Raw genomic sequence first — 25472 nt, 5'->3', positions numbered from 1 at the left:
TTATCTTATGATTTACTTAAAGACTCTAACTGTTCCCATCGTTCAAATATAGCTTCTAGATCTGATTCTTTAGTGGCTAACATTTGTAGTACGGGATTTGTCACCTCATGAGGTTGATTGAAAAAATCACTATTGCTGATTTGTTTTTGTAAATCAGCAATTTCATTTTCTAATTGTTCTATCTTATTGGGAAGTTGTGCTAGCTCACGTTGCTCATTATAACTTAGCTTTGCTTTCTTTTTACTGGTTTGCTTATTGTTCTGAGTATTAATATTATTGTTTTTTTCTAATTGATTATTCTCTTTATTATTGTTTATCGCGGCCTTGGCTGGTTTTGCCTGCTGTTGTTGTTGAAATGCATCAGCATAACCGCCGGCATAAACACCAATATGACCTTGTTCTTCAAAAAACCAGCACTGTGTCACTACATTATCAACAAATTGCCTATCATGGCTAACCAATAAGACCGTACCTTGATAATCGTTAACTAGCTCTTCTAATAATTCAAGCGTTTCAATATCAAGATCATTGGTTGGTTCGTCAAGGATTAATAAATTGCTAGGTTTTAAAAAAAGTTTAGCAAGCAATAAGCGATTACGCTCTCCACCCGACAAAGCTCGTACAGGTGTTCTCGCTCGTTTTGGTGGAAATAAAAAGTCCTGTAAATAACCAAGAACATGGCGAGATCTGCCATTAACCATCACTTCTTGTTTGCCTTCAGCCAAATTATCCATTACTGTTTTTTCAGGATCGAGCTCAAGTCGATATTGGTCAAAATAGGCAACTTCAAGCTTGGTACCGCAATGCACACTACCTGATGTTGGCGCTAAATTACCCAACATCAGTTTTAACAAAGTCGTTTTACCAATACCATTAGGACCAATTAAAGCAATCTTATCACCTCGTAATACTTGTACAGAAAAATCATTAACGAGCAACTTATCCCCAATCTGATAGGTTACATTTTCAAGCTCAAAAACAATTTTGCCTGAACGCAGGGCTTCTTCAATTTGCATTTTGGCACTACCCATTACTTGCCGACGTGCGCTATACTCTTGGCGCATTGCTTTTAATGCACGTACTCGCCCTTCATTACGTGTACGGCGTGCTTTAATACCTTGGCGAATCCAGACCTCTTCTTGGGCTAATTTCTTATCAAATTCGGCATTTTGCAACTCTTCAACACGTAGTGCTTCTTCTTTGCCAATTAGATAGTTATCGTAATTACCACTCCAAGAGGCAATTTTGCCGCGATCTAAATCAATAATGCGCGTTGCCATTTGGCGAATAAAAGAGCGATCATGAGAAATAAATACAATACTGCCATTAAAGCTTTTTAAAAACTCTTCTAACCATTTTATGGTTTGAATATCTAAATGGTTAGTTGGTTCATCAAGCAATAAAACCGATGGTTGACAAACCAATGCTCTGGCTAATGCGGCTTTACGAAGCCAGCCACCAGATAGCGAAGATAGCAAAGCATCGCCATCAAGCGATAGCGACGAAATAACATTACGAATACGACTATCTAATTGCCAGCCATTTTGGTGATCTAATTGCTCTTGCATTTTGGCTAATTTGGTTAAATTGCTTTCGCAAGGATCTTGCTCTACTTGATGTGCCAAATCGTAATAATCACGTAATAATTGCGCTTGTTCATGCAACCCTTCGGCCACAAAGTCAAATACATTGCCTTGCACATCGCGAGGGGGATCTTGTTGCAAACGTGAAACTATCACATTATTTTCATAAATAATTTGACCTTCATCTAATGGTATTTCTTTGTTTAATACTTTCAGTAACGTTGATTTGCCCGCACCATTACGACCAACAAGGCAAACTCGCTCGTTTGGTTCAATAGACATATCAATATGATCGAGCAGTGGCGCATCACTAAATGAAAGGTAAGCATTGGTAAGATTAATTAATGACATAATGGTGATTTTTATTTGGATATTAAGTAATAAGGCATTATTCTATCATAAAGTTAGCCAAGGCAAATAAATCAAAAAAATAAAGAAGCACTAATAGGTCTCACAAATATTAGAAATCACTGTTCTATCCTATAAAAAAAAATAAATACTGTTATATTAATGAATAAAAATATTAATGAGTTTCGGTGTGGAGATTATTATGAGCCATATGTGGACATTCCAGCGAGTTGGTGGGTTGGATCAAGTTGTATTTAAAAGTGCTGATGACATTATCAATTTACCAGATTTAGACCCTAAATTATGGGTTGCATTAAGCTGCCCAACAATTGGGTTAGATTTTGACGAGCGAACTTTAGCATTACTTGATTCAGATCAAGATGGACGTATTCGCATTCCTGATATTTTAGATGCTATTAGTTGGACACAAGATAAAATCGTGTCATTTGATAGCCTTTTAACAATGAGCGAAACACTGCCTTTATCGCAAATTAAAACGTCTACCCCACAAGGGGAAAAACTCTCTACTACGGCACGGAGTATTTTGGCTAGTTTGAATAAAAGTAATGTGGATTATTTGACACAAGATGATATATGGCAATCAATTAAAACCAATGCTGATAAACTTTACAATGGTGATTTAATCTTCCCTGCATCAAGCGAATTATCAAGCGACATGCAAACCTTTATTCAAACAGCAATCAAAACCACTGGTGCACAAAAAGATATGAGTGGACAAGAGGGGATTGATTTAAACATTGCCACCACATTTGTTGAAAACTTAAAAACTTGGTTGCAATGGCAAGCAAAAATAAATAACACCGATACACCATTTGGTGAAAATAGCGCTGAAATATGGAAGCTAATTCAACTATTAAAACCCAAAATTGATGATTATTTTTTACGTGTTGAATTGGCGCAATATGCCCCGCAAGCACAAACAGCGCTTAACGTAGACGAAAAGTATATCGTACCGACACAAAATGGATTATTGTCTGATGAGGCTTTAGCCGAATTGCCTCTATCAAAAATCGACACAGTTGAGGTGCTTGATTTAGTCAATGGAATAAACCCTCTTTGGAAAACTAAAATTAGTCGGTTTAAAACATTAGTAGAAACATCCTTATCCAATTCAGATCAGCTAACACAGCAAGAATGGCAACATATTCAACAAAGCTTGCAAGCTTACGCTAAACTGATTAGTTCTAAGCCCGAATTAGCACAATTAACTGTGGCAATTGAACCCTCTGCTAGCATAGAAGATATACCAAGCAATCTCATGATTAGTCTGGCTAACGACGATTTGTTAACCGAATTTCAGCAAATGGTTGAACAAGATAATAAAACGCCAATATCGGCGTCAGACATTCTCATATTAGAAAAATTAGTCTTATTTCATAAACATTTATATCGTTTATTGGTTAACTTTGCGTCTTTTGCTGATTTCTTCTCACCAAATACACGAGCTGCATTTCAGCTTGGTAAACTTTATATTGATGGGCGCTGTGCAACCCTTTGCGTTGCAGTTGATAATATTGCTAAGCACGTAACAATGGCAAATTATTCTGAACTTTGTTTACTTTATTGTGAATGCACAAGGCATGGGCAAAAGCAACTCATTGCCGCGGCAATGACAGCAGGGCAAGGCGATTTATTACTTGAAGGTCGCAATGGTGTATTTATCGATAATAAAGGAAATGATTGGGATGCTAATGTGGTTAAAATAATCACTAAGCCAATTAGCATTCAACAAGCAATTTTAGCACCTTATCAACGTATTGGTCGCTGTATTACTGAACAAATTAACAAATGGGCTAGCAGTAAAGATGCCAATATTGAAAAATCAAGTGAACAAGCGTTGCAAAACCCAGCAAATAAATTTGATATTGGTAAAAGCGTTGGTATTTTTGCCGCAATTGGTTTAGCTGTAGGTGCAATAGGTACGGCATTAGCCTCTATTTTTCAAGCAATTTTTTCGCTAACTTGGTGGCAATTTCCTTTATTCTTTATTGGATTATTCTTAATTATTTCAGGACCGTCTGTTATTTTGGCATGGTTAAAATTACGACGTAGAACTCTAGGTCCACTACTTGAAGCATCAGGTTGGGCAATTAATGGCCAAGTTAAAATCAACTTAATGTTGGGTAGTTTGCTCACCAGCAAAGCTGAATTGCCATCAAACGCAAAACGCAATTTGCGTGACCCAATGAAAAACAACAGCAACAAAGTTTTAATTGCCGCTTTTGGGTTAGCTATTTTACTTGGTGTTGGCGCAATGGGCGGTTGGTTATGGCACAAAGGTTATTTAGAACACTATATCGAACTACAAAAGCAAGAAAAAACCCAAGATAATACAACGAATGATAAATAAAAATCATTTTATAAAACAAGCTATCAAAAAAATCGCCGACAATAGTCGGCGATTTTTTATCAATAATTAATGCTGATAAACTGGTAATCGACGGCAAATAGTTAACACTTTTTCTTTCACTGTTTGAATGGTTTGTTCATCATCAATATTGTCTAACACGTCACAAATCCAATTGGCCAAATCACGTGATTCGGCTTCTTTAAAGCCTCGACGAGTAATAGCTGGTGTACCAATACGCACACCCGATGTTACAAATGGGCTTTGCGGATCTTTAGGTACGCTATTTTTATTAACAGTAATATTAGCACTACCCAAAGCGGCATCAGCTTCTTTACCTGTAATATTTTTGTCGACTAAATCAATTAAGAATAGGTGATTGTTTGTTTCACCAGATACCACTTTATAACCACGATTTAAAATCACTTCCACCATAGCTTTAGCATTGTTAACTACTTGATGTTGATATTGTTTATACGCAGGTTCCATGGCTTCTTTTAATGCAACAGCTTTAGCTGCAATCACATGCATTAAAGGACCGCCTTGTGCCCCAGGGAAAACCGCTGAATTTAGTTTTTTATATAAGTCTTCACTACCACCTTTAGCTAAAATTAATCCCCCTCGTGGGCCTCCTAGGGTTTTATGTGTTGTAGTGGTAACAACATGCGCATAAGGAACAGGATTTGGATAAACGCCCGCTGCAACTAAACCGGCTACATGCGCCATATCTACAAATAAGTAAGCGCCTACGCTATCGGCAATTTCGCGCATACGCTTCCAATCAACTACGCCAGAGTAAGCCGAAAATCCGCCAATAATCATTTTAGGTTTTGATGCTTGAGCAATGTTAGCTAGCTGTTGATAATCAATATGACCAGAATCATCAACGCCATAAGAAACAACATGATAAAGTTTGCCTGAAAAGCTCACTGGCGAACCATGCGTTAAATGACCTCCCTCGGATAAATTCATACCTAAAACGGTATCCCCTGTTTTTAACAGTGCCATATAAACCGCAAAATTAGCTTGTGAACCCGAATGCGGTTGCACATTGGCATAGTCCGCACCAAATAACTCCTTAGCACGCTCTATTGCTAATTTTTCAACAATATCAACATATTCACAACCACCATAATAGCGTTTGCCAGGATAACCTTCAGCATATTTATTGGTAAGTTGTGAGCCTTGCGCTTGCATTACTCGTGGGCTGGTATAGTTCTCTGATGCGATCAGTTCAAGATGATCTTCTTGACGCTGTTCTTCGCCTTTAATGGCATTCCACAATTCCTTATCATAATCGGCAATAGTCATATCTTTACTAAACATGTTGACTCCTTATTGTTCATTGCATTAGTCTTAAAGGCTTTGCTATACATAGTGTATAAAAATATTACTGTCAGTTATCCTTACTTAATTAACGTGCGATTTCAATCTTTTTTTAAGGTTATAAAAAAAATTTATGACAAATCGATATCAAGAATAACGCATTTACAAATCACCATTAAAATAGTGATTTAATGTGGATATATTTAATATTTTCAAAAACAAGGAAGTATTTGCATACTATGAATAAAAAACAGCACAAAAAGAGTGCATTTTTACCTCTAAAAAACGTTCAGAAAAGCCATTGATTTTATTCATTTTTTTAATTTCATTTACTTACCAATACAAAACGAACTAAATATACGGCCTAATAAGTCATTGGAGGTAAATTCTCCCGTGATTTCGCTTAAAGCTTCTTGAGCTAACCTTAGTTCTTCAGCTAACAATTCACCAGCATGAAAAACAACGAGTTGATGTTTGCCATTGTTTAAGTGCTGAGCTGCCTTTTCGAGTGCTTGTAGGTGGCGGCGGCGTGCTAAAAATCCTCCCTCGGTACTACTGGTATAGCCCATGGCTTGTTTTAGATGATCACGTAGCAGTTCTATTCCCTCACCTGTTCGTGCAGATAGTTGGATCTGCGAGTAACCATTTGCTTCGCTATAACCTAGCGATTCGCCAGTTAAATCTGCTTTATTGCGAATAACAGTAACAGGCAAATTTTTAGGTAAGCGTTCAATAAATTCTGGCCATAATTTTTCGGGATTGGATTCGGTCGTTGTTGTGCTGTCGACCATAAACAATACTCTATCTGCTTGTTCAATTTCTTGCCAAGCTCGCTCAATACCAATTCGCTCCACTTCATCACTGGCTTCACGTAGACCTGCGGTGTCAATAATATGTAACGGCATACCATCGATATGAATATGTTCACGTAGTACATCTCGGGTCGTTCCTGCTATATCAGTCACTATGGCGGCATCACGCCCTGCTAGTGCATTAAGCAAGCTGGATTTACCTGCATTAGGGCGCCCAGCAATGACTACCTTCATTCCTTCTCGTAACAGTGTTCCTTGCTTAGCTTCTTGGCGAACTTCAGCTAAGCGAGTAATTACTTCATTTAGCTGAGCCTCAATTTTACCATCCGATAAAAAGTCTATTTCTTCTTCAGGAAAATCAATTGCTGCTTCGGTAAAAATGCGTAAATGGATTAATGATTCAACCAGTGTATTTACTTTTTTAGAAAATACACCTTGCAAAGATGATATTGCAGATTTTGCTGCTTGTTCCGAACTTGCATCAATTAAATCAGCAATGGCTTCTGCTTGGGCAAGATCTAGTTTATCATTTAAAAATGCGCGCTCTGAAAATTCACCAGGGCGTGCAATACGGACATTAGGCACTTCCAGAACTCGTTTTAACAATAAATCGAGAATAACTGGCCCACCATGCCCTTGTAGCTCAAGCACATCTTCGCCAGTGAATGAATGTGGATTAGGGAAAAATAAAGCGATACCTTCATCTAAAGTTGAACCATCTGATGCTAAAAAAGGTAAATAATCAGCGTGGCGTGGTTTAGGTAATTTACCTAATATAGATTGAGCTACTGCTCGGGCTTGAGATCCCGAAATACGTAAAATCCCAACACCTCCACGGCCAGGTGGGGTTGCCTGTGCAACAATAGTATCTAAATTCATATGTATTAATTTCTAAATTAAATAGCAATGTGCCATAATATCATGGACAAGATGCCAAAAACAGCTACTGCTTACTTATCTAGTGATGATAAGAATGAGCTATATTCAAAAAATATATAAAAGAATCAAAAGATTTGATAAGTTGTTAAAAACTACCATACCTAATTTAATTTTTAGGGTGATCAAATAACCAAGAATTAGCCAAAGCAAGTGGTTCTCTTATCATCGCAATATATTTATCAAAATTAGAAAAGCTCAAGGGCGCTGACAATCCAGATACATCATTAAATCCTGAGCGTTTAGCCAGCATTACTGAACGTAATAAATGAAAATCATTAGTTACAACTATCGTTTTCCCTAATGGTAAAACGCGATTAGCATACACGAATTGTTGCGCAGTTCGGGTTGATTTATCTTCAATATAGATTCGTGAAGCATCTATTCCTTTATTCGCTAAGTAATTAAACATCACACTGGCTTCGCTTGCTGATTCATCTTTACCTTGTCCACCACAAACAACGACTTTAGTTTGAAGATGATTTTGTAAGTAAGTAGCGGCAATATCTAAACGAATTTGTAAAGTTAAAGGCGCTATAGCTGGCGTGCCGACAACTTGAGAGCCTAACACAACCATAGTTTCAGCATTATCAACGGGCTTTTGTTGTGCATAAATAAAAATAACAATATTACAGATAATAAAATAACTTAAAATAGCGATTACAGAATACTTTAATAACTTCAATATATTCATTAAATTAACATCCTTTTTTAAAGCAATTCTGAAAATGATCATCAACCAGTCCCATTGATTGCATAAAAGCATAACAAATTGTGGAGCCAACAAAACTAAAGCCTCTTTTTTTTAACTCCTTTGACATGTTGTCAGATATTTCGGTGCTTACAGGTACTTCACTTTTATCTTTAAAGTGGTTAATAATGGGCTTGCCGTTTACAAAAGACCAGATAAATTGCGAGAAATCTTCCCCTTTTTTTTGCATATTTAAATAAGCATGGGCATTTTTGACAATGCTATTTAACTTTAAACGATTACGGATCAGTCCTTTATTTTTAAGTAATTGCTCAATATCTTCAGTTGACAATCTTATGATTTTTTGGGGGTCAAAATTGAAAAAGCAACGGCGATATTCATCACGCTTTTTCAAAACAGTAATCCATGATAACCCTGCTTGTTGCCCTTCAAGGCAAATCATTTCAAATAATTTAAGGCTATTATATTGAACAATGCCCCATTCGTTATCGTGGTAATGAATATATATGGGATCATTCAAAACCCAATCACAACGTACTTTCTCGTTATTTTGCATCAAATTTTACCTCGCTTATCTATTATTAATTATGCTTTATGTCGCTTTGTATTTTTTAAGCATAAATTGGTTGGATTATAAATCAAATAAGTTGATTTGTTATATACATTAAATTTTTTTATGATGAAAAAAAGGACTTTTTTTTATGGCAGAATGAAACTTTCATTTTTATCTTAAATCAATAAAAGACAGATTTTTTTATTTTCTAACTTAACTTAATTTAATAATAAGGTTTTCCATGAGTCAGTCTGAAATTAACACCGAATGGCAGCCTAGTGCTCGACCATTAACTTGTCAGGATTTTAAAACGTTAGTTTTATCCTCTTTAGGTGGTACATTAGAATTTTATGATTTTGTTATCTATGCACTTTACATTGATACCATCGTCAAGCCACTCTTTTTACCGCATACACTTTCACCATTAACATTAGATTTGTTTGCTTGGGGTATTTTTGCTGCGGGTTATTTAGTTCGCCCTGTTGGCGGCATTATTATGGCTCACTTTGGTGATAAAGTTGGGCGTAAAAAAATGTTTACCTTAAGTGTTGCTATGATGGCCCTACCAACATTTATCATTGGTATATTGCCAACTTACGATATGATTGGCATTTTTGCACCACTATTATTGTTAGTAATGCGAATGCTACAAGGCGCTGCTATAGGTGGCGAAATGCCAGGCGCGTGGGTGTTTATTGCTGAACATGTGCCAAAGCAACGTTATGGACTTGGTGTAGGGACATTAACTTCTGGCATCACTGGTGGTATTTTGCTTGGGTTTATTGTAACTATTATTATTGATCTTTGTTTTACTAAACAAAATATTTTAGATTATGCTTGGCGTATTCCGTTTATTATTGGTGGTATTTTTGGCATTATTTCAGTTTATTTAAGACGTTTTCTCTCTGAAACACCTATTTTTAAAGAATTAGCCGCCCGTAAAGCTATCGAAAAAAATATTCCTATAGTTACAGTGCTACAGAAACACAAAACAGCATGTGTGATTGTTGCATTACTAACTTGGTCGTTATCAACAGCAATTATGGTGGGGATTTTAATTACTCCTGGGCGTATTGTCGGTGGAATGTATCACTTTACTAATCTTGATTGGCGTGTTGGCGGTTGTATTGCAGCATTAACATTAACCATCGGCTGTGTTATTTCCGGTTGGCTAGAAGACAAGTTAGGTACCACTAAAACCGTTGTCATTACTTGGGGTGGATTGGCTATTACAAGCATCTACTTTTATAGCTCCTTAAGTCCAGAAATATCGTTAACTCAACTTTATTGGACATGGGCTGCGTTTGGTCTTTTCATTGGGGCTATCGCCATGACACCAATTATTGGAACGAGAACTTTTCCTCCAGCTATTCGCTATTCTGGCTTATCGTTTTCTTACAATTTAGCTTATGCACTATTTAGTGCCTTTACACCGACTTTAACAATTTATTTATTAAGCCCTGAACATTTATTAGGTCAGTATAGTTATCTTGGTGCAGGCCTTTATATCTCTTTTGTGGCATTAATTGCGATTGCTGTCGGTTTCTACCCACTTGCAAAACAGGGATGGAATAGTAACTCGGGTCATTAATCAGTAGCTACAACCAATAAAAAGCAGGGCTTTTACCCTGCTTTTTATTTTAATGTGTACTACACAATAACTGATACTATTAACGCATTGTGACAAACTCTTCAGCTGCGGTTGGGTGAATTGCCACGGTATTATCAAAGTCTTTTTTAGTAGCGCCCATTTTTAATGCTACTGCAAAACCTTGTAGTATTTCGTCCATACCATAACCAATGCCATGAATACCGACGATTTTTTCATCTTTACCTACACAAACTAGCTTCATGCGACATGGTTGGCGATGTTGAGTAACTGCGGTATACATTGCTGTAAATGTTGATTGATAAACTTTTACATTTTCAGAACCATATTGTTTTATTGCGCCTGGTTCTGTTAAGCCTATGGTACCAATTGCCGGATGAGTAAATACTACGGTTGGAATATTACTGTAATCTAAATGTTCATCAGGTTTATTGTTAAATAGCCTTTCTGATAAACGACGTCCAGCAGCAACCGCAACAGGGGTTAATGCTGTTGCGCCTGTATCATCACCGACTGAATAAACTCCTGATATATTAGTATTTTGGTATTTATCAACGATCACAAAACCTTTACTATCAACAGCAATGCCTGCTGCTTGTAAATTCATATCATGGGTCGCAGGTTCACGGCCAATGGCCCAAATTAAGCAATCGACGATATAGCTTTCGCCATTTTCAAGAGTTAATGTTAATGAGTTATCGCTATTTTTAGTGACTGATTTCGGAATGGCAAAAGTATGCAATTGTTGACCTTCTGTTGCGATCACTTCCATTAAGGTATCAATAATAAGTGGGTCAAACGAGCGTAGTGGCGTAGCATTACGAATAAATTGGTGTGTTTGTGCTCCCAGCGAATGTAATACGCTTGCAATTTCACAAGCAATATATCCAGCTCCAACAACGGCTACACGTTTGGGTAAGGTTTTTAGAGAAAAAAAGCCATCTGATGTAATACCATATTGAGCACCGGGAATATTCGGAATACTTGGTTTACCACCAACAGCAATCAAAATATGTTCAGCACTATAATGTTCACCATTGACTTCAACTGTATGAGCATCAACGAACTTAGCATAACCATGAATAACATCAACGTTATTGTTATTAAGGACACGATCATAAGATTGATGGATTCTATCAATATAAGCATTTCGACTTGCAATTAATTTGTCCCAGCTGAATTGATTAATGGTAGTATTAAAACCATAGTCAGGGCCATAATGGTTAATGGCTTCAGCAATTTGTGCACCATACCACATGACTTTTTTGGGCACACAACCAACATTAACACAGGTTCCACCCAATAATTTTGCTTCAATTAGTGCACACTTTTTTCCATAGGATGCCGCTCGGTTAACAGATGCAATCCCTCCACTACCACCACCGATAGCTATATAATCATAATGTTTGGTCATTAAATATCCTTAATACAATTTTCATTAGTTAGCTATTAGCTTTACATAAATCGCAAGATAAAAAAAGTATTCATTCTAAAATTTAATAATAGTTATTAACGATTGATCATACTAATAATTGTTAATATTTTATTAGTCAGTTACTAAAAATGGTGCTTAGCGTTAACACGTTTTTCCAAGAAATGCGTAAAATAGAATAATAAGCAAGTGTATTAATATCGGATTATAAATCTTATCAGCGGCACACTGAAGCAACCGATAAGATTTGTTAATTTAGCGATTTTTTATTGCATTAATAATATTGGTGGTTGAACAGCCATCTTCAAAATTGAGGACTTTAACTGTGCCGCCTGCTTCAATGACCTCTTTACCGCCGGCAATATTTTCGGGTTTATAATCACCGCCTTTGACTAAGACATCAGGTAAGATACTTGCAATTAAACGTTGTGGTGTTTCTTCTTCAAACGGTACAACCCAGTCAACTGAATTAAGTGCACCAAGTACAATCATACGTTGCATTAGCGGATTAATGGGTCTGGATTCCCCTTTTAATTGTTTAACCGAAGCATCACTATTCACTGCTACAATTAAACGGTCACCTAGTTTACGCGCATTAGCAAGGTAAGAAACATGCCCTGCGTGTAAAATATCAAAACAACCATTGGTCATAACAATTTTTTCGCCACGCATACGCGCTTTTTTGATTTCTTCTTTAAGCTCTTCTTCTGTCATTACTCCAAAACCGTCATTGGCACGGGCTCGAATGGCATTACTCAATTCAACTTGTGAAACAGTTGAAGTACCTAGTTTACCAACAACCACACCCGCTGCGACATTTGCTAAGAAACAACTTTCTTCTAAAGATTGACCAGCAGCTAATGCTGCAGCTAATGTAGCGATTACTGTATCGCCAGCTCCTGTTACGTCAAAGACTTCTTTTGCTTGAGTTGGTAAGTGGTAAATTGGTTTATCTAACTGTAATAATGTCATGCCTTTTTCGCTACGTGTTACTAGTAAGGCTTTTAGATCATATTGTTTGATGAGTTGATAACCTTTTTCAACAATCTCTTCTTCAGTTTTACAATGTCCGACTACTGCTTCAAATTCTGACATGTTTGGGGTTAACAATGTCGCCCCGCGGTAACGCTCAAAATCGGTTCCTTTTGGATCGACTAAGATAGGCACATTGGCATGATTAGCAAGCTTAATCATTGATTGAACAGCAGATAACGCACCTTTGGCATAATCTGATAGTACCAAAACTTTATGGGTCGTTAATGCTGTTTGAATACGCTCTAGAAGAGGCGTTGCATCAATATTGTTAAATCCTTCTTCAAAATCAATACGAATCAATTGTTGATTACGTGATAGAACGCGTAACTTTGTTATGGTTGGATGTGTTGATACAGAAACAAAATCGCATTGAACTTTATGTCCACTTAATTGTTCATTAAGAATTTTTGCTGGTTCATCTATGCCTGTTAGGCCAATTAGGCGTACATTACCGCAAAGAGAAGTAATATTCATAGCAACATTGGCAGCACCACCAGGTCGTTCTTCTAACGAGTCAATTTTAACTACCGGTACTGGCGCTTCGGGCGATATACGATTCGTTCCCCCATACCAATAGCGATCTAACATAATATCGCCCACCACTAATACATTGGCGCAATTAAAATCAGGTAATGATACTTTCATTATGACTCGTTATCCTTAGTTATTTTCAGTTTACTCATTCTATATTTGTTTATGTCTCATCAAAATCATGGCTGTTGTCATCTTCCATTTTGTCATTTTTGCGCGGTTGATAAAAACGGGCAAAAAAAGTGCCAATTTCAAATAGTAAACAAATGGGTACAGCTAATAGTATTTGTGAAAATACGTCTGGAGGGGTAACAAACATAGCAACAGCAAATACCCCAACAATAATATATGGTCGCTTGTTTCGTAAACTTTTTGGTGTAGTTATTCCTGTCCAACAAAGCAAAATAATAGCAACTGGCACTTCGAAAGCAAATCCAAAGACAATAAAGAGTGTCATTACAAAATCAAGATACTTGGTAATATCAGTATTAATCGCCACATCGATCGGTGCGGTATGGATAAAGAAGTAAAACGCTAATGGAAACACAGCGAAGTAAGCAAATGCTATACCAAGATAAAAAAGAATCGTGCTTGATACAATTAACGGCATAACCAGACGTTTCTCATGTTGATATAACGCTGGGGCAATAAATCCCCAAATTTGATATAGCACATAAGGAATTGAAATAAAGATCGCCACTACAACTGTTAACTTAATTGGTGTGAAAAATGGCGCTGCAATATCCGTTGCTATCATATTACTGCCTTGTGGCAATTGACTCATAAGCGGATTTGCCACAATATGATAAATATCATTGGAAAAATAAAGCAAGCCAATTAATACCAGCAAAATACAGATAATACACCGCAAAAGCCGTGTTCTAAGTTCAACAAGATGTCCAATTAATGGTTGAGTAACGTTGTCTGTCATGGTGTATTTTTATCTGTACGAGTTTCAGTATCAATTTTCGTGGCCGAATCGATTTCTTTTTGTAAGGATTCAGTTACACGTTTTAAATCATCAATAGATTCTTGAATTTCGGGTGTAAGTGTTTTTAAACCACTTTGTTCGGCCTTTTTTAAGCTGGCTTGCAACTCTTGCAGTTTGAGCTCTTTATTCAGCTCTAATTGTACCGTAGCAGACATTCGGCGTAGCACTTTTATCCACCCTGTAACTGTTTTTATCGCAATGGGTAGCCGTTCTGGCCCTAAAACCACCAGACCAATAATTAAAACTAATAATAATTGACCAAAACTAATATCAAACACGGTTTACTCTTTTTTGCTCTGATTATTAGCATCAGATGAATCGATATTTTCAGATTTTTGTGAATTATCAGCATCTTTTTTATCGTCATCATCATTCATTGCTTTCTTAAAACCTTTAATTGATTCGCCAAGATCGGAGCCCAATGAACGTAATTTTTTTGTTCCAAATAACAATACAACAACCGCAATTAATATTAAAAGTTGAGGTAAGCTTGGCATCATGATAATTATCTCCGATGAGGTAAATAACCAAATTATACACGCAAATTATAATATTCCCAAGACAATCAGCTTAATGTGAAACCAATATAATAATACATAAAGCACACACTAACCCCATCATTTTATATAGATTCCGTTCGCGCTTTTTACTAAGCTGTAATTCTTGAGTAATTTGTATTAGTTGGGCACTCATTTGTTTACTGATTCGTTCGTAGTTATTTAATTTTTCGGGTAACTTTGGCAACATAGTTTGCCACGCGGGTAATGATTGCCAAGTTTGTTGTAGTATTTTTTTTGCGCTATATTTATCTTGATACCATTTTTCTAAAAATGGTTTTGCTGTTTTCCATAAATCTAGTTCAGGATAAAGCTGGCGACCTAGCCCTTCAATATAAAATAACGTTTTTTCAAGCAGAGTTAATTGGGGTTGAATATCCATGTCAAATTGGCGAGCAACTTGAAATAATTGTAACAAAATTTGTGAAAATGAAATTTGGGCAAGGGGTTTTGCAAATGCAGGTTCACAGACGTTACGCATTGCCATTTCAAGTGCTACAACATCAGTTGTTTCTGGCACCCAGCCTGATGTGATATAGAGTTGGGCTATTTTGCGATAATCTCGATTAAAAAAGGCTAAAAAGTTTTCAGCAAGATAACGTTGATCATCCTCAGTCAATATACCAATAATGGCACAATCAATGCCAATATAACGGGGGTTTTGTGGTTCGGTAATATCGACAAAAATATTACCGGGATGCATATCTGCATGGAAAAAGTTATCACGAAATAATTGGGTAAAAAATGCCTGAACACCTCGTTCTGCTAGTAATTTCATATTGACGTTATTTTGCTTAAGCTGCTCAATATTTGAGATAGGTATACCTTTAATTCGTTCTTCAACTAACACATTTTTTCGACAAAGGTCATGATATACATAAGGAATATATAAGATATCACTATTAATAAAATTATCGCGCAATCTAATCGTGTTGTAAGCTTCTTTTTGTAAATCTAACTCTTTTAATAGCGTGATTTCATAATCACGCACTATTTCAACAGCTCGCAATTTTTCGCCTGATTTTATGCGCTTGGTAAATTGTTTAGCTACCCAATACATTAAAAGTATATCAGCTTCAATAATAGGTAAAATATTAGGGCGTAATACTTTAATAATAACTTCAGCTTGGCTACGCTTTAATATTGCTGTATGGACTTGGGCAATCGATGCTGATGCTAATGGTTTTTCATCAAAATGGGAAAAATAATAATCTATTGTTTGACCTAATGCCGATTCAATAAGCTGTTTAGCAATTTGTCCATCAAAAGGAGCAACGTGATCTTGCAATTTGGTCAGCGAATCTGCAATGTGTTTAGGTAAAATATCGCGTCGAGTTGAAACCATCTGCCCAAACTTTACCCATACGGGGCCGAGCTCCTGTAGCGCTTGACGTAATCGCTCACCAATTTCTTGATGTTTAGCTTTGGGTCTAATCCAAAATAAACACTTTAAAACCAACCGTGGCCACCTTACTAAATGGTGTTTTGGTAACAATTCATCTAATCGATAAGCACGAAATATCGCAAGTATTTTATAAAGTCGAAAAAAGGTCATTATTTTTTATCGCATCAAAATTTAAAGCCAATATGTAAAGCTACAATGCCACCTGTCATGTTGTGGTATTTCACATCAACAAATCCTGCATCTTCCATCATTTTTTTCAGTGTATTTTGATCAGGATGCATTCGAATTGATTCGGCTAAATAGCGATAACTTTCAGAATCATTTGCCACAATTTTGCCCATTAACGGTAACATAGTAAATGAATATAAGTCGTAAGCTTTATTTAAAATCTGATATTGCGGTTTAGAAAACTCAAGGATTAATAAGCGCCCACCGGGTTTTAATACTCGCCATATAGAGCGTAAAGCCTTTTCTTTATCAGTGACATTGCGCAAGCCAAATGAGATGGTTATGCAATCAAAATAGTTATCCGCAAAGGGTAACTCCTCGGCATTAGCTTGTACATATTCGATATTTTTAAATAAGCCTTTGTCTCGTAGTTTATCTCGCCCAACTTTTAACATTGATTCGTTTATATCAGCTAAGACAACTAATCCGCTATCACCAACAAGTTGCGAGAATTTTGCCGTTAAATCACCTGTGCCACCTGCTAGATCTAAAACTTTTTGACCTTTACGCACACTGCTATACTCAATGGTGATTTTTTTCCAAATTCGGTGAATGCCAAATGACATAAGATCATTCATAACATCATATTTATCGGCAACAGAGTGAAATACTTCAGCAACACGTTTTACTTTTTCTTGTTTTGGAACTTGAGTGTAACCAAAATCAATTTTTTCTTGATTTGTATTGTCTTGTTTGTCAGAAGATTGAGACATAAAATTTACCTATCACAAATAATTGGCTTATTTTAGCATAAGCCATAATAAATGTGATGAACTAAATCAATAATGCTTCAATCTTCTTTGAAACAGTTTCAAAATATTCAAGTTGCGAGGATTGAGGATTTAAATCTTTTTCATGAATGACTAAATCAAAATGACAACTTTCTTTTAAGGCTCTTAAAACATCATTATTTTTTTTGAAAATTTGACTGTAATATTGTGCAAGTGTTTCAAAATCGATTGAAGTAAAAACAAGTTTATTTGATGTTTCAACGGCTTTTGCAATTCGTTCAACGTGTAACATTGCAATTTTCATATAATCGGATTCGCTCAAATAACGTTTATTATGTTGGATTGAAATTTCTCGTTCAATATAATTAATATAGCCATTGGGCACGTATTGAGTATTATAAATATTAGCAAATTGGAGTGGTAAGTCACAAAAACGACCTTGGCCAATAATAGCCACTTTTTTTACAAAAAAAGGTTTTGCTGCTTGTGCAATAAAATTCCAGTTTTTATATGGATTTTGGCGGATTTGTGTTGCACTAATGTTAATAAATTCTCGATTAGCATCAACAATAACGGCTGGGCAATCAAAATAGAACTTATGGTTATTAACATCTTGTGGCTCGCTAGTAAATACCACATTGGGCTTAATTTTATGCTCAGCAAGAATTTGTTTTACCCGATCGCTCCAATCTTGCCAACCATTTGGGTAAAACTCGATGCCAGCCTCATCAAGTACATGGATATGAATATTATGGCGATCTTTAAATGTTTCTTTTAACCATGAAAAGCGGTCACTTATTTGTGGTTGTTTTGGTAAACGGCTTTGATTAAATAGTTGCTTATCACGCGATGCTTCACATCCCAAAAAGATATGTAATACATCAACTTGGTTCATCGCTTTTTCAATTAGATAAATATGACCACAATGTAAAGGATAAAACTTCCCAAAAATTAAACCAACTTTATGCTTAAAAGTCATGACGCATACCAAAATATATAAAAACTAGTACAATTTACAGAAAAAAAAAGCAATTTCTAACCAAATGATGCTATTTGATATATTTTATCAATGAGTAAAATAGTTTTTTATCAATAACTCATTGATAGTAAAAATATTAATTTACTTATGTAAGTTCGATAATAAAACACCCGTTGCAACCGAAATATTTAATGCGGACATGTTATCATTGCCTTTTAGATGTACAACAATATTAGCGCTGTTAATTAGTTTCATATTAATTTGTTGAAATATGACTACCGTAACTTTTTTATTAAAATGGATTTGGTGCAATTCGCTGGATGTAATTGACTTTACTTGACAAGGTAATAGGGCAATAACTTGATAGCCATGTTGCTTAAGCATATCTATTGAGGCCACAAAATCATCACTTTTAATTGACTCAACAGCTTCAACGCCACCTTCAGCCACACGCATAGCAGCACCGCTATCAAGTAAATTTGTTTGGCGTAACATGACACCATTAACGCCATAAAAAGCGGCACTACGAATTAACCCACCAAGATTATGGGGATTATTGACATCATCAATCGCTAAAACACAATCATGATCTTTATCGCTATTGTTTTCTAGATAATCCAATAACGTAAGTGGTATACGTTTTTTAACAATTAAACATACGCCACCATGATGTTGCGTTTGGGTTATTTTACCAATCTGTTCGCTAGAGACTACATCATAACCTAAGCGTTGTTTAACGAGCCACTCAATTAACTCTTTAAATTGATAAGTCATCTCTTGAGTAATAAATAATTTAACAATTGCTGTGCGACGATGTTTGAATACTGCCTTACAACTATTTTCGCTATAAACTAACGTTTCTTCTTTACGTTGGCGATATCCATCATAACCAAAAGTTGGAGTTTGTTCATTTGTACGAAGCTTTTTTTGCCATGGTGATTCATTCTCAATAGGCAATTTAGATTGATTAAGATCAACAATAAAACTCTTTTTTGCAAATGCAGATTTATCATTTCTAGGTTTGAATGTTTCAATACGATCATGACGATCGCGTTTAGGTTTTACTTGAAATGAGTCATCTTTATTTTTCCAGCCAGTCGTTTTTTTAGTTGCTGAGCGAAAAGGCTTTTTAGATTCGCTATTTTTGGCATAAAAAATAGTAGGTTTGCTTTTTTCGGTATTATTGTTCATATCAATCTCATAATTAATTGGTTATCGAGTACGAATGGTTGGTGCTATTTTATCTAATACACCATTAACAAATTTATGGCTATCTGCAGCACCAAATGTTTTAGTTAAATCGATAGCTTCATTAATCACAACTTTATAAGGTACATCTTGACGTTTTATTAATTCATACAGTGCGATTCTAAGTATGGCTAATTCAACTTGGCCTAACTCATTAATCGAACGTTCAGTGAGATAAGGCGTCATTTTGTCATCTAATTCGCTGGTATTTTTGGCTACACCATTTAATAGCTCACGAAAATACTTAGCATCAACGCCTTTCATATCTTGTTCTGCAATAAAACTTGTCTCAACATCAGCAAGATCGTTTCTAGAAACTTGCCAAGAGTAAATGGCTTGTACTGCGCATTCTCTTGCTCGACGACGAGGATTAACTAATGCCACTAAATTACTCCTTAATTGCTTTAATAATATTTAGCATTTCCAGTGCAGTTAATGCCGCTTCAGCACCTTTGTTGCCAGCTTTTGTGCCTGCACGTTCAATAGCTTGTTCTATACTTTCGGTAGTTAAAATACCGAATCCAACTGGAATAGTGTTATCTAAACTTGCACTTAATAATCCTGAACTTGATTCACCAGCAACAAAATCAAAATGTGCCGTACTGCCACGAATAACCGTACCTAGCGCTACAATTGCATCATATTTCTTTGACTGTGCAGCAACTTTAGTAGCCAGTGGAATTTCATAAGCACCTGGAACCCAAATAACAGTAATATTTTTATCATCAACTTGTCCAATGCGTGTTAACGCATCAATTGCACCATTGACAAGGCTATCATTAATAAAATGATTAAATCGTGCTACTACAATTGCAACCTTAGCTTTTGGTGCAGCAACTTTACCTTCAATTGTTTGCATATTCATTCCTTATTGATTCTATTTTAAATGCCTTTTCACTCTTTTCTTAAGCGAAAAAATAATTGTTAAATTGTATCACGAATTAAAGACTTATCCTATTGGCAAATAGCGTTACGACTGAGTTTTATCCAAGATATTATTTAAAATAAATGAAAAAATTTAGCTATTGTAAATGTATTATTTATTAATTTTAAAATTAATCTAAATTTTGTTGTTATTTCACTCTTTAACTGTTAGTCATTATTTTAACTTATTTGGGCTTTAACATTTATATTTAAACATATGTACTTAATGTATATATCTACCTGAAAGTTTTTGCCAAGAAAAGTAATTTTATTTTTATCGCTTGCAAGCTATTTTGAAAAAATTACAATAGTACAATAAATTTATTTAATGATGGGGAAGTATTAGTGTACATTGACAATATTCGTAATGAGTTAAACCAAGCCATTGAGGTCTTAACTAGTTTCGTTTCCGATGATAAAAATCTTGAGCAGATTCAAAAAGCGGCTATCTTAATTGCCGATTCCTTTAAACAAGGCGGTAAAGTTTTATCATGTGGTAATGGCGGTTCTCATTGTGATGCGATGCATTTTGCTGAAGAGTTAACAGGCCGCTTTCGCGATAATCGCCCTGCTTACCCTGCAATTGCTATATCTGATGTAAGTCACATTTCCTGTGTGGGTAATGATTTTGGGTTTGATTTTATTTTTTCACGTTATATTGAAGGTGTAGGTCAAAAAGGTGATGTACTTTTAGGTATTTCAACCTCTGGGAACTCAACCAATGTGCTTAAAGCCATTGAGGCAGCAAAACAAAAAGGGATGAAAATCATTACATTAACCGGTAAAGATGGTGGGAAGATGAATGGGCTTGCCGATGTTGATATTCGTGTTCCGCATTTTGGCTATGCCGATCGTGTACAAGAAATCCACATTAAAGTAATTCATATTCTTATTCTTCTTATTGAAAAGGAAATGTCAAAATAATATGTGTGAATTATTGGGTATGAGCGCTAATGTGCCAACCGATATTTGTTTTAGTTTTAGTAGCCTAATTAAACGAGGTGGGGACACAGGTCCTCACAAAGATGGTTGGGGGATTACCTTTTATGAAGGAAAAGGTTGCCGAACATTTAAAGATCCTGAGCCTTGTAGCTATTCACCTATTGCTAAAATGGTAAAAGAATATCCCATTAAATCTAAAGCCGTGATTGCCCATATTCGACAAGCTAATCGCGGTGGTGTCGCACTGGAAAATACCCATCCGTTTACTCGTGAGCTTTGGGGTAAGAACTGGACTTTTGCCCATAATGGGCAATTAACTGATTACCAAAATTTAGATACAGGACTATTTCAACCTGTCGGCGAAACTGATAGTGAATATGCTTTTTGCTACTTAATAAATCAATTACACCAAAAATATTCGCAACAACCGACCGATGATCTTGAACTGTTTAAATATATTAAACAATGTGCCAATCAGTTAAGTCAACTTGGTATATTTAATATGTTGCTTTCTGATGGGCAATATGTATTTGCTTATTGTGCAACTAATTTACATTGGATAACCCGTAAAGCGCCATTTGGTAAAGCAAAATTAATTGATGAAGATGTTGAAATTGACTTTCAAAAACATACCACATCTAATGATGTAGTAACTATTATTTCAACAATGCCTTTAACTTCAAACGAAGTCTGGGCTAAATTAGATGTTAATGAAGCTATTTTATTTAGAAATGGAAAAATCAGCCAATCTTTCTTATCTTAATCACGGGGGGCATTTTTATAATTATCCTGACGTCAAAAAATCTACTAGCGTTAAGGCAATCCAAAGGGGGTTATGGTAAGTCGATTTGAAATAGCTATGCCATCAGATCGTAAAAGTATACTAGTTATTATTATTGTTTTTGCGTCAAAATATTTAGCAATTGCACCACAAGCTATGCTAAAACTTTACAGAAGAAATTAGCATCTACCTTACTCGTTCTTTCAAATAACTTTGGTAATCAGGAATTTCAATATCCACTTCTTGTGTAAATATTGGCGATTGTATTAATGCGTTAGCGGTAGCTTGATTTGTAGCAACCGGAATATTCCAAACTGTTGATAAACGTAAAAGCGCTTTAACATCGGGATCATGCGGTACAGCATTAAGTGGATCCCAAAAGAATATGAGAATATCGATTTTACCTTCTGCAATTAACGCCCCAATTTGCTGATCGCCCCCCATTGGTCCGCTAAGCATTGGCGTAATATTTAATCCTGTTTCTTTCTTGATTAATGTGCCTGTCGTACCTGTTCCACATAAATTATGATGAGAAAGCTCTTCACGATTTTTTTTGCACCAAGCTAATAAAGACTCTTTCAAATGATCGTGGGCAACTAAAGCAATGTTTTTTTTAGTTAGCAATTTGCGCGTGGTATTTAGCATCATTAATATCCTAATTTATTATTATCTTTGTTTGTTTTTAACAGAGTCTTAATTAAAGTGCAACAGATATTTAATCGATAAAAAATAATAAAAAAGGCACCAAAGTGCCTTTTTTATACTAAGAGACAATCAATTAGAATTGGTAAATTAAACCAAGAGCTACGGTGTCTTTAGTTGTACCTTTGATTTGCGATTTAGTAAATGCGCCATCTTCATATAAAGCACGACGAGCGCCAATATCATCTTTATCTAATAAATTGATCTTATAATCGATAATAGCTTGTAAGTTTTTGTTAAAGTCATAAGTTAACCCAACATCAACATACTTCGCTAAATCATTACCTTTAAGTCCTGCATCACTTGAATAACTAGATGCACCTTTAACTTTATGTTGAATATATGCAACAGATGGCGTTAAACGACCCACTTCAAAGTCAATACCATATTGCGCAACAAATTCATAACCTTTGGTTTTTAAGTCATTCGCACTATGTGTCGTTAATGCATTATCCCAACCATATTTTTGTTTACCTTGAATATATAATGCGGCTAAATAAAGGTTGTTATTATCATATTTAACACCTGCTGACCATGCTTTAGCATCCTTATGTCCACCAGTTTGAGCATAACCTGCTCCAACAGATAAACCTGTATCAAGCACATTCCAATCAACTACTGAACCCCAAGCTTCAGCGCTATCGCGTTTTTCACCATTACGATCATGTTTGATGAAATGGCGAGTAGAGCTATTATCACCATTATCCGCATATTGAACAGCAAAATTCAGACCGTTTACTAAGCCAAAAAAGTCTGAGTTACGATAAGTTGCAACAGCTTTGGTTCGTGCTGTTAGTGCATAAAGATCATTATCCGAAGCATCACCACCAAATTCCGGTAAAACATCAGTATATGACGTTAATGTTTTTAGCACACCATCATTACGACCGTAATCGAATGACCCAAAATCACCAAAGTTTAAACCAGCAAAAGCATAGCGAGTTTCGTTATCGGCATTTTCACCAGTTTTAGCTTCATATTCCCAACGACCATATCCTGTTACACTGTCAGTCACTTGAGTTTGACCAGACATACCTAAACGTGCTGTGGTTTTGTCACCTTCACCCGTTTGGTTATTACGATCAGTAATATAGTTTAAAGCATAAACTCGACCATAAAAGTCAACTTTATTGCTGTCTTTATTCCATACTTCAATAGAAGCGTTAGCTGTGCCTGCAATTAAGAGCGCAGGAATAGCGATTGCCAATAGATTACGTTTCATTTTTACCCTCTTAGGTATTTTATATTATTAAAGATGCAAATTACTTTGCTTTGGTTTAACAAATAACTGCTAATAATTAGCAATTATATTATTATTGTGATATCGATTTTCTTGTAATAGAACAGATTTTATTACCTATTTAACACTGGAAGTTAGATTAATTCTGCGAATTTTCGAATATTTTAATGTTTGTTATTATTTTTTTTAAACATAAAATGTTTTTTTAGCTAGAATGGTATTTATAAGGCGAAAAAAAAGGCACAATAAGTGCCTTTTTATAGATATCAAGAAGCAATTAGAATTGGTAAATTAAACCAACACCTAACACGTCTTTAGTACCTGGTTTAGTTGATTTTTTATAACGTTCATCATTTTCAGTATTCAACGCAGCACCAACATCTTTGCGATCTAATAAATTGAATTTATATTCAACAATTGCACTGAAGTTTTTGTTTAGATCGTAAGTTGCACCTAGAGATACATATTTAGCTACAGGTGAAGTGAACCCATGACCATGGTAACGAATATTATCTTCGACCATATGCGTTGAATCAGCCTTCATTTTATGTTCAACATAAGCTAAAGATGGAGTGATACGACCCACTTCTAAATCAATACCATATTGAGCTACTAATTCAAAACCTCTAACTTTGCCATCAGCAGTTTTATAATTACCTCTATGCGTCGGTCCATACACCACTACGTCTTTAAATTTAGATTGGAAATAGTTAGCAGCTAAATATAGATTATAATTATCGTATTTAAGACCGCCAGCCCAAGTGCTTTGACGATTATCACTGTTTGAAGTTTGAGCATAACCCGCACCAACAGTTAAACCTGAGTCAAAAATATTCCATTGAATATTTGCACCATAAGCTTCACGAGATTCACCTCTGATAGAATCTTGTTTACCAACTATTGAGCTAGTATTTGAGTTATCTCCGTTATCAGCATATTGTAATGCAAAGCTGATATCATCAGTGAAACCAAATAAGTTATTGTTACGGTAAGTTGCAACAGCTTTAGTACGCGCTGAAAGTACATGCCAATCGTTGTTTGCTGCATCACCACCAAATTGTGGTAATACGTCAGTGTAAGCTGTGATTGCTTTTAATACACCATCGTTACGACCGTAGTCAAATGAACCTGCATCACCAAAGTTTAAACCAGCGAATGCATAACGTACTTCGTTATCAGAATTTTTACCAGCTTTAGCTTCATATTCCCAACGACCGTAGCCAGTTATGCTATCAGTGATTTGAGTTTGACCTGACATGCCTAAACGAGCTGAAGTATCATCACCTTCGCCAACTTGAGCACGATCAGTAATATTGTTAGCTGCTTTTACTCGACCATAAAAGTCAACTTTATTACCATCTTTGTTCCATACTTCAATAGATGCATTTGCGCTAGCTGCTACTAAAAGCGCAGGAATAGCGATTGCTAATAGATTACGTTTCATTTTTTACCCTCATGGTTATTTTCTTAAAAAGACACCGTCCATAAGTTTAGTGTCA

General features: G+C 35.7%; 22 protein-coding genes and 1 pseudogene. 4 read left to right on the top strand and 19 right to left on the bottom strand.

The features are described from left to right. Positions 1 to 5: 5 nt before the first annotated feature. Positions 6 to 1934 carry an ABC transporter ATP-binding protein gene (locus A9G28_RS01970; RefSeq protein ID WP_065579598.1) on the bottom strand — a complete coding sequence of 643 codons (1929 nt, stop codon included), beginning with the start codon at positions 1932 to 1934 and terminating at the stop codon, positions 6 to 8. 199 nt (positions 1935 to 2133) lie between these two features. On the opposite strand from A9G28_RS01970, the gene A9G28_RS01965 reads away from it, so the two are divergent. Then, on the top strand, positions 2134 to 4302 hold the full coding sequence (locus A9G28_RS01965) for a MerC domain-containing protein (RefSeq protein ID WP_065567688.1): 2169 nt from the start codon (positions 2134 to 2136) through the stop codon (positions 4300 to 4302). Between the two features lie 66 nt (positions 4303 to 4368). Here the strand turns inward: A9G28_RS01965 and glyA are convergent, their stop codons facing one another. From glyA to A9G28_RS01945, 4 genes are all read right to left on the bottom strand, one after another. After that, positions 4369 to 5625, bottom strand: a complete 1257-nt coding sequence (glyA, locus tag A9G28_RS01960; protein ID WP_065567687.1) for a serine hydroxymethyltransferase — start codon at positions 5623 to 5625, stop codon at positions 4369 to 4371. Positions 5626 to 5954: 329 nt separating this feature from the next. Continuing rightward, positions 5955 to 7316: a tRNA uridine-5-carboxymethylaminomethyl(34) synthesis GTPase MnmE gene (mnmE, locus tag A9G28_RS01955; RefSeq protein ID WP_065567686.1), complete on the bottom strand. Its 1362-nt coding sequence runs from the start codon at positions 7314 to 7316 to the stop codon at positions 5955 to 5957. A 166-nt stretch (positions 7317 to 7482) separates the two neighbouring features. Further along, positions 7483 to 8067 (bottom strand): YdcF family protein, encoded by a 585-nt coding sequence (locus A9G28_RS01950; protein WP_065579599.1) that lies wholly within the window; start codon positions 8065 to 8067, stop codon positions 7483 to 7485. Between the two features lie 4 nt (positions 8068 to 8071). Further along, entirely contained in the window at positions 8072 to 8641 is a 570-nt protein-coding gene (locus A9G28_RS01945) for a DNA-3-methyladenine glycosylase I (RefSeq protein WP_065579597.1), read from the bottom strand. A gap of 238 nt (positions 8642 to 8879) precedes the next feature. On the opposite strand from A9G28_RS01945, the gene A9G28_RS01940 reads away from it, so the two are divergent. Further along, positions 8880 to 10229: an MFS transporter gene (locus A9G28_RS01940; RefSeq protein ID WP_065579596.1), complete on the top strand. Its 1350-nt coding sequence runs from the start codon at positions 8880 to 8882 to the stop codon at positions 10227 to 10229. A gap of 79 nt (positions 10230 to 10308) precedes the next feature. Here the strand turns inward: A9G28_RS01940 and gorA are convergent, their stop codons facing one another. The 11 genes and pseudogenes from gorA to ribH all read right to left on the bottom strand — a co-directional run bounded on the left by gorA (position 10309) and on the right by ribH (position 20243). Next, positions 10309 to 11661 carry a glutathione-disulfide reductase gene (gorA, locus tag A9G28_RS01935; protein ID WP_065579595.1) on the bottom strand — a complete coding sequence of 451 codons (1353 nt, stop codon included), beginning with the start codon at positions 11659 to 11661 and terminating at the stop codon, positions 10309 to 10311. A 273-nt stretch (positions 11662 to 11934) separates the two neighbouring features. Next, positions 11935 to 13359, bottom strand: coding sequence for a bifunctional D-glycero-beta-D-manno-heptose-7-phosphate kinase/D-glycero-beta-D-manno-heptose 1-phosphate adenylyltransferase HldE (hldE, locus tag A9G28_RS01930; protein ID WP_065567682.1), 1425 nt, complete (start codon positions 13357 to 13359; stop codon positions 11935 to 11937). A 49-nt stretch (positions 13360 to 13408) separates the two neighbouring features. Continuing rightward, positions 13409 to 14176: a twin-arginine translocase subunit TatC gene (gene tatC, locus A9G28_RS01925; RefSeq protein ID WP_065579594.1), complete on the bottom strand. Its 768-nt coding sequence runs from the start codon at positions 14174 to 14176 to the stop codon at positions 13409 to 13411. A 56-nt stretch (positions 14177 to 14232) separates the two neighbouring features. After that, positions 14233 to 14514 (bottom strand): annotated as a pseudogene (tatB, locus tag A9G28_RS01920) (Sec-independent protein translocase protein TatB); the annotation flags it as partial. Positions 14515 to 14517: 3 nt separating this feature from the next. Next, positions 14518 to 14736, bottom strand: coding sequence for a twin-arginine translocase TatA/TatE family subunit (gene tatA, locus A9G28_RS01915; RefSeq protein ID WP_065579593.1), 219 nt, complete (start codon positions 14734 to 14736; stop codon positions 14518 to 14520). A 70-nt stretch (positions 14737 to 14806) separates the two neighbouring features. Continuing rightward, entirely contained in the window at positions 14807 to 16348 is a 1542-nt protein-coding gene (gene ubiB, locus A9G28_RS01910) for a ubiquinone biosynthesis regulatory protein kinase UbiB (protein WP_065579592.1), read from the bottom strand. Positions 16349 to 16362: 14 nt separating this feature from the next. Next, positions 16363 to 17139, bottom strand: coding sequence for a bifunctional demethylmenaquinone methyltransferase/2-methoxy-6-polyprenyl-1,4-benzoquinol methylase UbiE (ubiE, locus tag A9G28_RS01905; protein ID WP_065579591.1), 777 nt, complete (start codon positions 17137 to 17139; stop codon positions 16363 to 16365). Positions 17140 to 17200: 61 nt separating this feature from the next. Beyond that, a complete protein-coding gene (gene nadR / locus A9G28_RS01900) occupies positions 17201 to 18136 on the bottom strand; it encodes a multifunctional transcriptional regulator/nicotinamide-nucleotide adenylyltransferase/ribosylnicotinamide kinase NadR (RefSeq protein WP_065567676.1) in 936 nt (311 codons plus the stop codon). Positions 18137 to 18277: 141 nt separating this feature from the next. Continuing rightward, positions 18278 to 19327, bottom strand: coding sequence for a TrmH family RNA methyltransferase (locus A9G28_RS01895; protein WP_065579590.1), 1050 nt, complete (start codon positions 19325 to 19327; stop codon positions 18278 to 18280). A 21-nt stretch (positions 19328 to 19348) separates the two neighbouring features. Next, the gene (nusB, locus tag A9G28_RS01890; RefSeq protein WP_065567674.1) at positions 19349 to 19768 is read right to left on the bottom strand and encodes a transcription antitermination factor NusB; all 420 of its coding nucleotides are present in this window, start codon (positions 19766 to 19768) and stop codon (positions 19349 to 19351) included. A 4-nt stretch (positions 19769 to 19772) separates the two neighbouring features. Further along, positions 19773 to 20243 carry a 6,7-dimethyl-8-ribityllumazine synthase gene (gene ribH / locus A9G28_RS01885; RefSeq protein ID WP_065579589.1) on the bottom strand — a complete coding sequence of 157 codons (471 nt, stop codon included), beginning with the start codon at positions 20241 to 20243 and terminating at the stop codon, positions 19773 to 19775. Positions 20244 to 20653: 410 nt separating this feature from the next. On the opposite strand from ribH, the gene lpcA reads away from it, so the two are divergent. Further along, a complete protein-coding gene (gene lpcA / locus A9G28_RS01880; RefSeq protein WP_065567672.1) occupies positions 20654 to 21232 on the top strand; it encodes a D-sedoheptulose 7-phosphate isomerase in 579 nt (192 codons plus the stop codon). A gap of 1 nt (position 21233) precedes the next feature. Then, a complete protein-coding gene (locus tag A9G28_RS01875) occupies positions 21234 to 22013 on the top strand; it encodes a class II glutamine amidotransferase (protein WP_065567671.1) in 780 nt (259 codons plus the stop codon). Positions 22014 to 22217: 204 nt separating this feature from the next. On the opposite strand, the gene A9G28_RS01870 is transcribed toward A9G28_RS01875, so the two are convergent. From A9G28_RS01870 to A9G28_RS01860, 3 genes are all read right to left on the bottom strand, one after another. Next, a complete protein-coding gene (locus A9G28_RS01870; RefSeq protein ID WP_065579588.1) occupies positions 22218 to 22676 on the bottom strand; it encodes a methylglyoxal synthase in 459 nt (152 codons plus the stop codon). 133 nt (positions 22677 to 22809) lie between these two features. Next, the gene (locus A9G28_RS01865; RefSeq protein ID WP_065579587.1) at positions 22810 to 23955 is read right to left on the bottom strand and encodes a porin; all 1146 of its coding nucleotides are present in this window, start codon (positions 23953 to 23955) and stop codon (positions 22810 to 22812) included. A 295-nt stretch (positions 23956 to 24250) separates the two neighbouring features. After that, complete coding sequence (locus A9G28_RS01860; protein ID WP_065579586.1) at positions 24251 to 25417, bottom strand: porin; 1167 nt, start codon at positions 25415 to 25417, stop codon at positions 24251 to 24253. Positions 25418 to 25472 lie beyond the last annotated feature (55 nt).

Origin of the sequence: Gilliamella sp. Fer1-1, from assembly GCF_001690825.1 — a bacterium.
GTDB classification, from domain to species: domain Bacteria; phylum Pseudomonadota; class Gammaproteobacteria; order Enterobacterales; family Orbaceae; genus Gilliamella; species Gilliamella apicola_C.
This window is presented reverse-complemented; position numbering and strand designations above follow the sequence as displayed.